Raw genomic sequence first — 14,158 nt, forward strand, 5'->3', positions numbered from 1 at the left:
GCCTCCTTTTGCAGTTGAACAATGAGCTGATACATCATTTCATTTCGCGGGCAAAGAAGGCCGAGGCCTTTTTTAAGATAGTCACATCCTGTCTAAGCTGCACATTTTCCGCCTCCAATTGCCGGATCCTCTGCTGCTCGGCAGTGAGTGGCTTGCCGATGCCCCGCTGGCCGCTCTGCTCAGCCCCGTACTGGGTCAGCCAGCGGCGGATTGCGGTCTGACCGATGCTCATGCTCTCGCTGACGTTTTGGATGCTCTGTCCCTGCTCTTTGATCATTCGAACCACTTCCAGCTTCAGGCTGGGATCGAATGTCTTCCGCTTTCTTGTTGCCATGTATTACTCCTCAGATGGTGGATTTTCCACCTATTGAGGTGTCCGAGCAAATTAGACCACAGCATACCTTGCTGTCTGTGGCGCATGCCTAGACATCCCCTTCCCACTCCATGTCACGTTGTAAGGTGCGCTTCGTCTTCATGGGAAATTTCTGCGTAACTATGCATCTGAGGAAGCGGCGCAACGGGGGCGAAACCACGGTGCGAAAATTCAATATGACTGGAAGGTAGGTCGCGTTGGGCTCGTAACACAAGTAACAAGGCGGTTACACGAATTTTTTTCGATTAGGCTAGCGACGCCGCACAGTTTCATTCGTTAAGCCAACACTACAATGTGGCGTTTTTCGACGCACACCTTTGCGCGCTCAGCCCCGCGATCATCAGATACGCACGTGTTACTAGTGTTACGCGCGCGCCGCCGCCTACCATTCACTTCGAACTACCCGATCTACGAAGCGCCGTTTTTCCATTACAAGCAACCTTGGACGAGGTGATCCCATGAATGCTATGCCAGCCAGCCCGCCGATGCCCCTGTTCGACCGCCTGTGCGGAAAACTGCTGGCAACGGATGATGAGACGCCTGATTCAGACAGCCTTCAACACTCGCTGCGGCAAGACATGGTCCGCCTCTTCAACGTCCGCAATGGCCTGACCATCGAGCAGTTCTTGAGCGACTCGCCAACCGCGCTCCACTACGGCCTGCCCGATACCCTGGGACTGTCGCCCCAATCGGAAGCGGACCTCGCGCGCTGGGAGCTGGTAGTCACCCGCGCCATCAAACTGTACGAACCGCGCCTGTCGCAGGTACACGTGCACATCACGCAGGACGCCAGGCACCCGACGGCAGCCCGCATCGACATCGACGCGGCCGTCGCCCTCGGATGGCACGTGTGCCGCGTGTATTTTCACGTCGTCCTCAACGACGGCAGCACGCACCTGCCTGCGGCTGCGTGAGGACCATGACCATGAACACCCAGGATGAGCTGCTCGAATACTACCGCCGCGAATTGAGCTACCTGCGCACGCAGTCGGCCGATTTCGCCGCGCGCTATCCCAAGGTCGCCAGGCACCTGGTGCTCACCGGCGCCGAGTCAGCCGACCCGCACACCGAGCACATGATCGAATCGGTCGCCTTCGTCGCCGCGCGCCTGCACCGGGACCTCGATCGCGATCTTCCCGCCGCAGCCGTCGCCTTGCTCGACAATCTGTGTCCGCATCTGACCCAGCCGGTGCCCGCCATGACGGTCGTGCAAATGGCGCTCGATCCTGCCGAAGGCAAGGTCACTGCCGGCATGCCGGTGCGGCGCGCGAGCATGCTGTCGGCCAGTGCCGCAACGGGCGAGCAGTGCCGCTTCCAGGTGGCGTGGGAGACGACCTTGTGGCCGCTGCGCGTGGCCAGTATCGCGCAGGACGGCCCGCGCACGCTGCGCCTGGACATCCAGGCCGACGCCGGCACGGATGTCGCCGACCTGGAACTGGACAGTCTGTGCCTGCACCTGGCGGGGGACATGATGACCACCATGCCCCTGCACGAAATGCTGCTCGGCTCCCTGGAAAGCGTGGAGCTGGCGGGCAGCAGCGGCGTGCACCGCCCGGCGCCATGCCAGTTGACGGAAGTCGGTTTCGCCGAACACGAGGCCATTTTGTGCAAGCCGGGCCATGCCCATCCCGCCTACGGCCTGTTGCAGGAGTATTTCGCCTTCCCGCGCAAGTTCCAGTTCTTCAAACTGACCGGCTTGCGCGGGCGCCTGGGCAGCGGTGCCGGCTTTTCGCTGCGCCTGGTGTTCACCCACAGTGCGCCCGTGCTGTCGCTGCTAACGCACGACAATGTGCTGCTCAACTGCGTGCCGGCGGTGAACCTGTTCCCGGTCACCAGCGAGCCGATCGCCTTCAACCGCCGCCATTATGAATACCTGATCGTGCCGGATCGCCGCCGCGACGCCGTCATGGAGGTGCACTCGATCGTCTCGGTGACCGCGTCCGATCCGCACGGTGAGCGTAGCGTGCAGCTTCCCAATGCCTTCGCCGAGGCTGATACGCAAGGCGAGGGCCTGCCATTGAGCTGGACCATGCGGCGCGAAAGCAGCCTGCGCAAGGGTATTCACGGCACCGACGCCTATCTCAGCTTCATCGACAGCGCCAACGTGCGCAGCGCCTTGCCCGAGCAGGTCATGTACGCGGAACTGCTGTGCACCAACCGCCAGCTGGCCGACCAGATCGGACCGGGCACCCGCTTCTACGGCGACGGCATCGCCGCTTCCACTGTCATTCGCGCCCTGTACCAGCCAAGCGCCCAGCGTGCCCCGGTTGCCTCCACCAGAGCCTTGTGGTCACTGGTGTCCTTGATGCGACTGAATCACCACTCGCTGGTCCATGGCACCGCACCGACCTTGCAACGAATGCTGATGCTGTTTGCCGGCGGCAGCGCGCGCGACCAGGTGCAAATCTGCGGCATCAAGCGCCTGCACACGACCGGCACCATGGCGCGCATCGGCAGCGACACCTGGCGCGGACACTGCCGCGGCACCGACATTGAACTCGAATTCGATGCCGATGCCTTTGCCGGAACGTCGCCGCTGGTGCTGGCCGCGGTGCTGGCACGCTTTTTCGCGCTCTACACAAGCGCCAACTCGTTCGTGCGCCTCTCTGTTGTGCGGCGTGGCGAACCCTGGAAACAATGGCCAGCCATGGTGGGACGACAATGCCTGATCTGATCGCACAGCTGCGCCGCGCGCCGCACGACTTCAACCTGTTCCAGGCCATCAGCCTGCTCGAACGGAGCGAACCATCGCGTGCGCCGGTCGGCACCGCCCATGGTATCGATGAAGCCGTGCGCCTGGCCGGGCAGACCGACTTTGCCTTCCCGGCGAGCGACATTGCCAGCCTGGGCGAGAGCGCCCGGCCCGGACCACCCCTGATGCTGCGCACCGCCGCGCTGACCCTGGCGGGCGGCCATGGTCCGATCGCCGCGCCGTTCGCGGAAATGCTGCTGGAGCAGCGCCGCCAGCGCGATCACGCGGGTCTCGATTTTCTCGACATCTTTAATCAACGCCTGATCGGCTTCTGGTACCGCGCCCGCTGCAAGCAGCATTTGTCGCTGCGCCCGCTGGCGCAGAACAGCACTTCGCTGGTGCGGGCACTCGATGCCCTGTCGGAGTCAGGCCGTGCACAAGGGACTCCCGGTCCGGCCGGTGAACAAGCCTGGCTGCGCCACGCAGGCCTGCAAAGCGCCGCGCCGCGCTCCATGGCGACCTTGCTCGCACTGCTGCGCGAGCGCATCGGCATCGCCTTTGCCGGGGAGCAGATGGTCGGCCGCTGGCATGCGCTTGTGCCGCCCGAGCATGCCCGCCTCGGCCAACAACGGCTCGGCATGGGCGCCAGTCTCGGTGCGCGCGCCTGGGACCAGGCGGCGGCGATGGCGCTCACCACACCGCCGCTGGCGAGCGCGCAGTTTGCCGCGCTGCTGCCGTCAGGCGAGCTGTATGGCCTGCTTGGCAAACTGGTGGCGCGCCACCTGCAGCAGGACATCAGCGTGAGCCTGCAACCGGCGCTGGCCGCCCAGCCGGCCACGCGCCTTGGCCGCGCGCAGGCGCTGGCGCCGCGCCTGGGCCAAAGCGCCTGGCTGTGCAGCGCCGCCAGCAGCGCGCGCGCGTATCAGCAACCGCGCTTCGACCTGCGCGCCCAATGCACACCGACTGGAGCCGACAGCCATGCAAGTTGATATCCGCACGCTCATGGCCAAGCTGAACCCCGAATGCAAGCGCGCGATGGGCCGCGCCGCCGAACTGTGCGTGCAGCAGACCCATTTCAACGTCGAACTGGAGCACCTTCTGTTGGCCCTTATCGATGCGGGCGCGCCGGACCTGACGCTGGTGCTCGCGCACTTCGGCGTCGACATGGAGGCGGTGCGCACCCAAACCCAGGCCAGCCTTGACGGCTTCAAGCGCGGTAACAGCCGCACCCCAGCCATGTCGCCCAATTTCACTGCGCTGTTCCAGGAAGCCTGGCTGGTCGGCTCCATGCAGCTGGGCGTGCAGCAGATCCGTTCCGGCACCGTGCTGCTCGCCCTGCTGGAGCTTGACAGCCTGCGCGGCGCCTTGATCGAAACCGCCCCGGCCCTGCTCAAGCTTGGGCGCGACCGCCTGAAAGCCGACCTGGCGCAACTGCTGGCCGCATCACCCGAAGACGCCGGCCCCGCATCGGGCCCGCCCGCGGCGCCAGCCGGCGCATCGCCGGCGCTGGACCAGTACACCGTTGACATGACCGCGCTGGCACGCGCCGGACGCATCGATCCGGTGCGCGGGCGCAATGCCGAAATCCGCCAGATCATCGACATCCTGCTGCGCCGCCGCCAGAACAATCCCATCCTCACCGGCGAGGCCGGGGTCGGCAAGACCGCCGTGGTCGAGGGCTTCGCCTTGCGCGTGGCGGAGGGCAGCGTGCCGCCGGCGCTGGCCGATGTGCGGGTCTGCTCGCTCGACCTGGCGCTGTTGCAGGCCGGGGCCGGCGTGCGCGGGGAGTTCGAACATCGCCTCAAATCCGTTATCGCCGAGGTGCACGCGTCGGCCGCGCCGGTCATCCTGTTTATCGATGAAGCGCATCAGCTGATCGGCGCCGGCGGCGCCGAAGGGCAGGGCGATGCCGCCAACCTGCTCAAGCCGGCCCTGGCACGCGGCGAATTGCGGACCATCGCCGCCACCACCTGGGCGGAATACAAAAAGCATGTGGAACGTGATCCGGCACTGGCGCGCCGTTTCCAGGTGGTGAAGGTGGACGAGCCGACGCCGGAAGCGGCCATCGGCATGTTGCGCGGCATGGTGAACGTCCTGACCCGCCATCATCAGGTGGAAATCCTCGACGAAGCCGTGCGCGACGCGGTGCGCCTGTCGCATCGCTACATCACCGGGCGCCAGCTGCCCGACAAGGCGATCAGCGTGCTCGATACCGCCTGCGCGCGCGTCGCGCTGGCGCTGGCGGGCACGCCGCCGCAGCTCGAGTCGGTCGAGCACGACATCATGCTGGCGGCGGAAGAGTTGCGCATCCTGCGCCAGCAAATGGCGCGCGGCGAGGGCGGGTGTGCCCCGGCCGACCAGGCCGATGCCGCGCTGGGCCGGCTGCACGCACGCCGCGCACAGCTGCGCGACAAGCTCGCCGATGAACGGCGCGCGGTCGACGAGATCCTGGCCCTGCGCCGCCGCATCGCCGGGCGCAGCGGCGCCGCCGACGACCGGCAAGCCGACGCGGCCCAGCTGCAACGCCTGCAAAAGGGCCTGGAAACGATCCAGGACGGCGAAGCGCTGGTGCCGGTGTGCGTGGATTCGGCCACGGTTGCGCAGGTGATTTCGGGCTGGACCGGTATCCCGGTCGGCAAAATGCTGGCCGATGACATCCACACCGTGTTGCAGCTGCACGAGCGTCTGTGCGAGCGCGTGGTCGGGCAGGACCAGGCGCTCGACGCCATCGCCAGCCGCGTGCGCACCTTCCGCGCGGCGCTGGACGATCCGGGCAAGCCGGTGGGCGTATTCATGCTGGTCGGCCCCAGCGGCGTCGGCAAGACCGAAACCGCGTGCGCGCTGGCCGACATGCTCTACGGTGGCGAGCGCAATCTGATCACCATCAACATGTCCGAGTTCCAGGAGCCGCATGCCATCTCCAGCCTGAAAGGCGCGCCGCCGGGCTACGTCGGCTATGGTAAAGGCGGCGTGTTGACCGAGGCCGTGCGGCGCCGGCCCTACAGCGTGGTGCTGCTCGACGAGATGGAAAAAGCCCACCCGGACGTGCTTGAACTGTTCTTCCAGGTGTTCGACAAGGGCACCATGGATGATGGCGAGGGCGTGTCGATCGATTTCAAGAACACGCTGATCCTGCTGACATCGAACACGGCGCAGAACGTCATCGCCGACGCTTGCCGGGTAGCGCGGCCCGACGCGCCATCCCTGGTTGAGCGGCTGCGTCCGGCGCTGCTGCGCCAGTTCAGCCCTGCATTCCTGGGGCGCGTGGTGCTGGTGCCGTACTACCCGCTGGGCGACGCCGACATCGGCGTCATCGTCGACATGAAGCTCGCCAGGCTGGCCGAACGCTTCAGCGCCAATTACCAGGCGCGCTTGAGCTGGGACGACAGCGTCAGCGCCGCCATTGCCGCGCGTTGCACCGAGGTCGATAGCGGCGCGCGCAATATCGACTTCATCCTGACCCAGACCGTACTGCCCCAATTGGCGTCGCAGGTCCTGGAGCGCATGGCCACCGCGTCGGCCTTCAGCGCGGTCCACATGCACGTCGATGGCGGCCAGTTCGCGTACCGCTTTCGCGACAGCCTGGCGCGGGGTGCGGCATGAAAACCAGTTTCACCCAGGCGAGGGCCCTGCTGCAACTGAGTTCCCCGCTGGGACCGGACGAGCTGCTGCTCGACAGCATGGAAGGCAGCGAAGGCTTGTCCGAGCTGTTCCAGTTCGATCTGCACATGCGCTCGGGCAGTACCTCGCTCAGTGCGGAGTCGGTGGTCGGCAAGTACATGACCGTGACGCTCAAAGTCCCCGGCGCCGCGACGCGCCACTTCAGCGGCATGGTGGCGCGCTTCATCCAGACCGGGCAGGACCGGGACTTTGCCGTCTACCAGGCGCAGCTCGTGCCCGCTTTATGGTTGCTGACCCTGTCGCGCGACCGCAAGGTGTTCTCCAACATGAGTGTCGACGCCATCGTGGGCGATGTGCTGACCCTGTTCGGCCTCTCGTTCGACTCGAAGTTAAGCGGCGTTTATCCCAAGCGTGACTATTGCGTGCAGTATGACGAATCCGCGTTCGACTTCATCTCGCGGCTGATGGAGCAGGCCGGCATTTGCTACTTCTTTACTTTCAGTAGCAGCGGTCACCGCATGGTCCTTGCCGATGCGCCGGCGCAGTTCGCCGAGTGCGAAGGCGGGTCGGCGATCCGCTTCTGGCCCGCCACCGGGATGAGCAAGCCGGTCGACGCGGTAACGCGCTTCGCCCATGAACAGAGCATCGCGCTCCAGAAAGCAACCGTGAGCGACTACGAGTTCCGCACGCCGGACACCTCGCTGGAAGGCAGTTTTTCGGCAGCGGCGGGCAAGGGCGCGACCTATGAATTCGCCAGCGGCCAGCCGAGCGTCGATGCCGCCAGGGCGCTGGCCCGGCTGCGGGTGGAAGCGGGGCAGGCGGGCGCGCGCCTGCTGCACGGCGACAGCCATTGTCATGCCTTCAGCGCAGGCGCCAGATTCACGCTGTCGGGCCATTTCGTGCCAACGCTGAACGCAGCCTACGTGCTGCGCCGCGTGCGCCACACTGCGCGCGCCGACAGCTATGCGAATACCTTCGAGGCGTTTCCGGCGGCGCTGCCGTTTCGGCCCGCGATGCGCACCGCGCGGCCGCATGCGGCAGGCTGCGAAACAGCGCTGGTGGTCGGGCCTGCGGGCGAGGAAATCTGGACCGACCAATACGGCCGCGTCAAGGTGCGTTTTGCGTGGGACCGGGGCCCGACGAACCATGAGCGGGCGCCGTGGGTGCGGGTAGCCCAGGCCTCGGCCGGCAAGGGCTTCGGCGCCTTGTTCCTGCCGCGAATCGGGCACGAGGTGGTGATCAGCTACCTGAACGGCGACCCGGACCGGCCGCTGATCACCGGCAGCGTCTACAACGGCAACAACGTCACGCCGGCCGAGCTGCCTGCCAACCAGACCCAGTCGATCCTGCGCACGCGCTCGATCAAGCAGGGTAGCGCCGGCAATGAGCTGCGCTTCGAAGACAAGAAGGACGCCGAGCAGCTGTACCTGCACGCGCAGAAGGACATGCTGGTCGAGATCGAAGACGCGCTCACCACCACGGTCAGGAAGGGCGCCGAGATGCATACCCTGGAAGAGGGCGACCGCACGCTCGAGCTCAAGAAGGGCAACGAGATCCATAAAGTGGCCGGCACGCGCGCGCTGACCGCGACGGGCGACGAAACCCATGCCAACGAGGCCAAATTTACGCACACCGTCAAGGGCGACTACGCGCTGACCGTCGACGGCAGCCTGACCATCACGGTCAAGGGAGCGATCAAGGTGGTCACGGAGGATGCGCTGTCGCTGGAGGCGGCCAAAACGCTGCTGGCCAAGGCGGGCGAGGCGCTGACCAACGAAGCCGGTAAAGAGCTGACCAACAAGGCGGGGACCGAGTTGACCAGCAAGGCAGGCACCGCGCTCACTTGCGATGCCGGCACCGACCTGACCAGCAAGGCCGGCAAGGCGCTGCTGCAAAGCGCCGGCATGAAAATCGAGAGCAAGGCACCCATCATCAATAGCAAGGCCGATGCCACGCAGACGGTGGAAGCCGGCGCCAGCCTGACGCTCAAGGGCGCCATGACCAAGGTGAACTAGATGAACACGACGATCGAGGAACACGACGACAACGGCCGCTTGCTGCTGCGCTGCGTCATGGCCGGCGGCGTGCTGCATGGCCCGCTCGAGGAGTTCGGCCCTTCCGGCCTTCCCGCGCTGACGGCCAACTTCGAGCACGGCAAGCTGCATGGCGCGATGGCGGTGTATGGCGCCGACGGCGCGCTGCTGCAGCGCAGCGTCTATTGCCACGGAATCGCAGACGGTTTGATGGAGACCTTCGTCAACGGGCGCAGGGTGGCGGCCCAGTGCATGGCCGGCGGTGTGGCCAGCGGCGTGTCGCTGTCGTTCGACGAAGCCGGCCACATGACGGCGCAGCTGGCGCTGGCGGACGGCAGGCTGGAAGGGGAAGCGCGCTTCTATCACGAGGGCCGCCATGTGCGCAGCGCCCACTACCGCGCCGGCCTGCTCGATGGCGAATCGGTCGACCATGACGCGCGCGGCGACGTGGTCCAGCGTTGCACCTACCGCGCCAATGTGCTGCATGGGCCGGTGCGGCGCTACTGGCCCGGCGGGGCGCTGATGGAAGAAACGCTGTATCGCGACGGCGTGCCCGATGGTGAACCAAGCCGCTTCAGCCAGCGCGGCAAGCGGCTGGGCAACGCCGCTGCGGCGCCGGCGCTGCTCGATCGTGTCAAACAACTGTTAAGGGGGGAATGATGGGACAACAAGTTTGCAGCGGGGCCGTGCTCAAGTGCTCGTTCGGCCTGGCGCCCGGCGTGCTCAATGTACTGCCGCTGAGCCAGGTGATGACCGCCATGCCGGACGCCAGCATCATGGACAACAAGCCGATGGTCAATGTCATGCCGTTCGGGATGTGCACCTCGCTGGCCAACCCGCTGGTCGCGGCGGCGACCGCGGCGGCGCTGGGCGTGCTGGTGCCAATGCCGTGCATTCCGCTGACCACGGCGCCGTGGGTCCCCGGCTCGCCCACGGTCCTGGTGGGCGGCATGCCCGCGCTGAACAACGCGTCGAAGCTGATGTGCATGGCCGGCGGCGTGATCGAGATCTGTGTGCCCGGTCAGGTGACCGTGGCGGTTCCTTAACTTCGTCTGGCGAGGCCAATGATGGAATACCGATTCAACTTTACACCGCGCCTGGTGGCGCTGGGGCTGTTCACCGGCGTGGCGCTGTTGGTGCTACTGTTCTCGCTGGGTTTCCAGCTGGGCGTACGCATGGCTGCAGAGTCGCCCGCGCCCGCACCCGTCGCGCACGAACGCGTCGCAGCGGCGCCCAAGGCCGCGCCATGAGCGCCGCTGCGACGTTAAAGGGTCTGCGGCCCCTGGCCTGGATGCACGCCGCCGTCCTGGCGGCCGGCCTGCTGGCCGGCGCCCCGGCCGCGTGCCAGGTCCGGGCAAGTGCTGCGTCGCCATTGGTGGTGATGGCCGACGGCCGCCTGATGGCGCCCGATATCGCGCGCATCATCGAGCATGGTGAACTGGTGGTGGCCATGTTCAAGACCGACAGTCCGCCGTTTTTCGTGGAACGGAACGGCGTGCTGAGCGGGATAGACGTCGACCTGGCGCGCCTGATCGGCAAGGAACTGGGGGTGGCGGTGCGCTTCGACCGCAGCAGCGCCACGGTGGACGGCGTGGTCGACATGGTCGGCAGCGGCCGCGCCGACCTGGCCATCAGCCGCCTTGGCCGCACGGTCAAGCGCAGCCAGATCGTGCTGTTCTCCACGCCGTACCTGATGCTGGGCCACGCCATGCTGATCAACCGCTTGCGGATGGCCGAGATGTCCGGCGACCGGCCCGTGGCCCAGGTGGTGCGCACATTCAAGGGCCGCATCGGCGTGATCGCCAATACATCGTGGGAAGAATACGGCAGGCGCCACTTCCCGCAGGCCACCATCGTCACGTTTCCGGACTGGCCGGCGGTGGTCGACGCGGTGCGGCGCGGACAGGTCGCCGCGGCCTATCGCGACGAACTGGAGGTGCGCGCGGTGCTGCAGCGCGACCCGGGCCTGGCGCTGACGCTGCGCACGGTCACCTTCAACGACGCACAGTCCGCGCTCAGTGTGATGACCGGCGTGCGCGACACGTCCTTGCTGGCCTTCGTCAACGAAGTCATTGCATCGCGTACCGACAAGCCCAGCGTGAGCGCAGCGCTCACCTTGATCAAGTAGTACCTCCATTGAAGGTGTTGCCATGAACCAGACCGGAATCATTCCCGCCGTGCGCCGCTTCCAGGCCCTGGCCATCAATCCATGGATGGTGCTGGCGTGCGTCATGCTGGGGGCCGCGATCGGCTGGGCGGCGCCCGGCGCGGCCGGTCCGCTCGCCCTGGTCGGGGCGGTGTACGTTGACCTGCTGACCATGGTGGTGCTGCCGTTCATGATGTCGGCCGTCATCATGAGCCTGCAAAACCTGTACCGCGAGGGCGGGGCGGCCCGGATCGTCCAGCGCGTGGTGCTGGTATTTGCGCTGTTGGCCCTGGGCGCCGCGCTGGTCGCGACGGCCGCCACGCTGCTGTTTCACCCGGGCGGGGGCATGACCGACGACCTGCGCGCCACGCTGGGGCAGATCGTCGGCGGCGACATCGATCACGGCAACATGCCCATGTATCTGCTCACACCGGAACCCTTGCCGCCCGGCGCGAGCGGACAGGACATCCTGCGCATGCTGATCCCGTCGAACATCTTCGCCGCCCTGGCCAATGGCGAAACGCTCAAGGCGCTGGTGTTCGCCCTGCTGTTCGGCTTCGCGGTCGGGCAAGTCCCGACCCGCCTTGCGACCGGCCTGCAGGACGCGCTGGAGACCGTCTACAGCGCCTGCCAGACGCTGACCCGCTGGATCAATCTGCCGTTGCCGCTGATCCTGGTGTGCATGACGGCCGGCCAGGTGGCGCGCACCGGTGTCGGACCGCTGGCCGCCATGGCCGGCTTCGTGATCGGCTTTCTGGCGGTCAGCGTGCTGGTCATCGTGCTGGCGCTGTTGCTGGTGCGCCATCGCGCGGGCGGCACCGTCGGCGCCGTCGCCGCGGCGCTGCGCGAACCTTTTGCGCTGGGCGTGGCGACCAATAACAGCGCCGCCTGCATGCCGGCCATGGTCGCGGCCATGGTCGAGCGCCTCGGTTTTGCGCGCAACCGGGTCGAACTGCTGGTGCCGCTCAGCGTCGCACTGCTGCGTGCCGGTCCGGTCGCCTACTTCGCTTGCGGTTCCCTGTTCATTGCGGCGCTGTACGGACGCGCCCTGAGCCCCGCGGACCTGGTTTTGCTGGTGGTGCTGGCCGCGCTGGCGGGGTTTGCCTCGTCCGGCATGGCCGGTCTGGTGACGGTGTCGCTGATGGGCGCCGTGTGCACCGGCCTGTCGCTGCCGTTCGAGGCAGCCTTTGTGCTGTTCATGGCGGTCGATCCGATCTGCGCCATGGCGCGTACGGCGGTGACCGTGATCGTCGATTGCGCAGCGGTGTCGCTGGTGTGCGCGCGCCCGGTTCAGTTATAGGAGATGAGCATGAAACTGTTGACGCACATGAGACGGCATCCGGCCGCCTTGCTCGGTACATTGCTGCTGGGGCTCTGGGTGGGCGCGCTGTGGCCGGGCGGCGCCGGGCTGTTCGCCGCCTTGTCGGGCATTTATCTGGCGCTGCTGCAAGCCTTCGCGCTGCCGTACATCGTGCTGGCCGTGTATTTCGGACTACAGCGCATGCCGGCCGCCGGCGCCCGCTGGCGGCGCTGGCTGGCGCTGACGGTGCCGGCGCTGCTGGCGATGCCGCTGTGCGCGCTCGGCGGTGTGCTGCTGGCCGGGGTCAGTGCGGCCGGCACCGGCCTGGACCTGCCGCAGCAGACCGCCCTGGGACGCATGGCGCTGGGCGCGGGCGACGCGGCAATGAGCTTGTACGGCGCCGACCCGCCACTGGCGGCAACGTCGCAGATCGCGCAATTCGTGCCGCGCAACCTGTACGCGGTGCTGGCGGCCGGCGCGCTGCCTTCGGTGCTGATCGGCGTGCTGCTGTTCGGGGCGGCCGTGGCGGTGCAGCGGCGCGACGCAAGCAATCAGCTGAGTATCATTCTGGAAGCGGTGTATCGGGCACTGGAAACGGCCATCGGCTCGCTCAATGCCGGCCTGCCGCTGATCGCCTTTGTGCTTGCCGCCGCGGCCAGTGCGGGCGCGGGGAAGGGATCGAGCGGCCTGCTGATCGGCTTTCTTGCCACCTGGCTGGCCGCGGTGCTGCTAGCCAGCCTGGCGGCGGGCGCGCTGCTCTGCTGGCGTCTGAAGGCGCACCCGTGGACGGTGCTGACGGCCTTGCGCGAACCGGTCACGGTGTGCCTGTTTACGCCGGCCGGGGCAGCGGCGCTGCCGGAATTTATCGCCGCGCTGAGCGTGCGGCTCGGCTTGCGGCGCGGCGCGTCGGAGCTGGTGATGCCGGTGGCGCCCGTGTTCGTGCGCTGCGGCGAAGCGCTGTTTTTTGCGGTGCTGGCCGTGTTCATCGCCAATTTGTACGGGCGGCCCTTGACGCTGGGCGAGTGCGGCATGGTGGTGCTGCTGGCGTGCTGGAGCGCGCTGTGCTCGATCGGCACGGTCGGGGTCAAGACGGTCCTGTGGTCGGGCGTGCTGCAAGCGTCGCTGGGCTTGCCGATGGAAGCGCTGCTGCCGTCGCTGGCCGCGGTCGAGGTGCTGTGCGCCGGACCGCGCAACCTGGTGACCTACCTGAGCGCCGCCGTGCTGGTGGCGCTGGTGTCGACCGCGCGCCCGCTGCAAACGGCGGTGCTGCGTGCGGCCGAGCCGGCGCCCGTGTGGCCGATGGTGCTGTCGCGGCGCCAGGCCTGGCTGAGCGCCAGTCTGCTCACGGCCGCTTTGCTGGCCTTCTTCGGCGCCGGCGTCGGCTTCGGCCTGCGCAAGATGCTCATGCCTGGTTTGTAAAACCGGGTCCACCGCAAGATCTGCCGCACATTGGAGAAACCATGCGATTCATACTTTTTCACAGATGGTACCGCCTCGCTGCCGTGCTGGTCGCCGTTGCAACGCTGGCCGCTTGCGGCGCTGTCGCGGGCGCGCGCGCGCTGGTGGGCCTGGCGCCCGCGCCGGCCAAACCTGGCTGGACCAGCGTGACGCTGGCCGCCGCCGCCGACGCCAATGCCGACAGCGCGCTGGCGATCGACATCGTGCTGGTCAAGGACAAGGCCCTGCTCGAGAGCCTGTCGGCGATGTCGGCAGCGAGGTACTTCGGCGCGCGCGCCGACCTGCAACGCACGTTCCCCGACGCGCTCACCGTGCTGGCGATCGAAATGACGCCGGGACAGCAAATCCGGATCGACGGCCAGCGCTTCGGCAAGCAGCGCGCCTGGGGCGCCCTGGTCTTTGCCAACTACGCCAGCCCCGGCGAGCACAGGCTGCGCCTGCCGCTCGACAGCCAGGGCTATGTGCTGCATTTGAACGCGCAAGCGTTCATTGCCAGCGATATCAAGCCGGGCAGCGCCCGTTAACCGAGGAAGCA

Annotated in this window: 13 protein-coding genes; 12 read left to right on the top strand and 1 reads right to left on the bottom strand. The window is 67.0% G+C overall.

What is annotated here, in order from left to right; genetic code table 11:
* Positions 1-34: 34 nt before the first annotated feature.
* Positions 35-334: a transposase gene (locus F1609_RS15385; RefSeq protein ID WP_167077288.1), complete on the bottom strand. Its 300-nt coding sequence runs from the start codon at positions 332-334 to the stop codon at positions 35-37.
* A 497-nt stretch (positions 335-831) separates the two neighbouring features.
* Between F1609_RS15385 and tssE the strand changes: the two genes are divergently transcribed.
* From tssE to F1609_RS15445, 12 genes are read left to right on the top strand one after another with little or no spacing between them, the layout of a single operon-like run.
* Positions 832-1,287 carry a type VI secretion system baseplate subunit TssE gene (gene tssE / locus F1609_RS15390; RefSeq protein WP_229421904.1) on the top strand — a complete coding sequence of 152 codons (456 nt, stop codon included), beginning with the start codon at positions 832-834 and terminating at the stop codon, positions 1,285-1,287.
* An 11-nt stretch (positions 1,288-1,298) separates the two neighbouring features.
* The gene (gene tssF, locus F1609_RS15395; protein WP_167077289.1) at positions 1,299-3,047 is read left to right on the top strand and encodes a type VI secretion system baseplate subunit TssF; all 1,749 of its coding nucleotides are present in this window, start codon (positions 1,299-1,301) and stop codon (positions 3,045-3,047) included.
* Positions 3,035-4,054, top strand: coding sequence for a type VI secretion system baseplate subunit TssG (gene tssG / locus F1609_RS15400; RefSeq protein WP_167077290.1), 1,020 nt, complete (start codon positions 3,035-3,037; stop codon positions 4,052-4,054). Before tssF ends, tssG begins: the two co-directional genes overlap by 13 nt.
* Positions 4,044-6,668: a type VI secretion system ATPase TssH gene (gene tssH / locus F1609_RS15405; RefSeq protein ID WP_167077291.1), complete on the top strand. Its 2,625-nt coding sequence runs from the start codon at positions 4,044-4,046 to the stop codon at positions 6,666-6,668. Before tssG ends, tssH begins: the two co-directional genes overlap by 11 nt.
* Positions 6,665-8,701 (top strand): type VI secretion system Vgr family protein, encoded by a 2,037-nt coding sequence (locus F1609_RS15410; RefSeq protein WP_167077292.1) that lies wholly within the window; start codon positions 6,665-6,667, stop codon positions 8,699-8,701. The genes tssH and F1609_RS15410 overlap by 4 nt, the downstream gene beginning before the upstream one ends.
* Positions 8,702-9,379 carry a toxin-antitoxin system YwqK family antitoxin gene (locus F1609_RS15415; protein ID WP_167077293.1) on the top strand — a complete coding sequence of 226 codons (678 nt, stop codon included), beginning with the start codon at positions 8,702-8,704 and terminating at the stop codon, positions 9,377-9,379. It abuts the gene before it with no gap.
* Complete coding sequence (locus F1609_RS15420) at positions 9,379-9,765, top strand: DUF4280 domain-containing protein (protein WP_167077294.1); 387 nt, start codon at positions 9,379-9,381, stop codon at positions 9,763-9,765. Before F1609_RS15415 ends, F1609_RS15420 begins: the two co-directional genes overlap by 1 nt.
* 18 nt (positions 9,766-9,783) lie before the next feature.
* Positions 9,784-9,969 (top strand): hypothetical protein, encoded by a 186-nt coding sequence (locus F1609_RS15425; RefSeq protein ID WP_229421905.1) that lies wholly within the window; start codon positions 9,784-9,786, stop codon positions 9,967-9,969.
* Positions 9,966-10,847: a substrate-binding periplasmic protein gene (locus F1609_RS15430; protein WP_167077295.1), complete on the top strand. Its 882-nt coding sequence runs from the start codon at positions 9,966-9,968 to the stop codon at positions 10,845-10,847. The genes F1609_RS15425 and F1609_RS15430 overlap by 4 nt, the downstream gene beginning before the upstream one ends.
* Positions 10,848-10,869: 22 nt before the next feature.
* Entirely contained in the window at positions 10,870-12,165 is a 1,296-nt protein-coding gene (locus F1609_RS15435; protein ID WP_187363038.1) for a dicarboxylate/amino acid:cation symporter, read from the top strand.
* Between the two features lie 9 nt (positions 12,166-12,174).
* Entirely contained in the window at positions 12,175-13,584 is a 1,410-nt protein-coding gene (locus tag F1609_RS15440; protein ID WP_229421906.1) for a cation:dicarboxylate symporter family transporter, read from the top strand.
* Positions 13,585-13,625: 41 nt separating this feature from the next.
* Entirely contained in the window at positions 13,626-14,147 is a 522-nt protein-coding gene (locus F1609_RS15445; protein ID WP_167077297.1) for a hypothetical protein, read from the top strand.
* The last annotated feature ends 11 nt before the right edge of the window (positions 14,148-14,158 follow it).

It is taken from the genome of Massilia aquatica (assembly GCF_011682045.1).
GTDB lineage: Bacteria > Pseudomonadota > Gammaproteobacteria > Burkholderiales > Burkholderiaceae_D > Telluria_A > Telluria_A aquatica.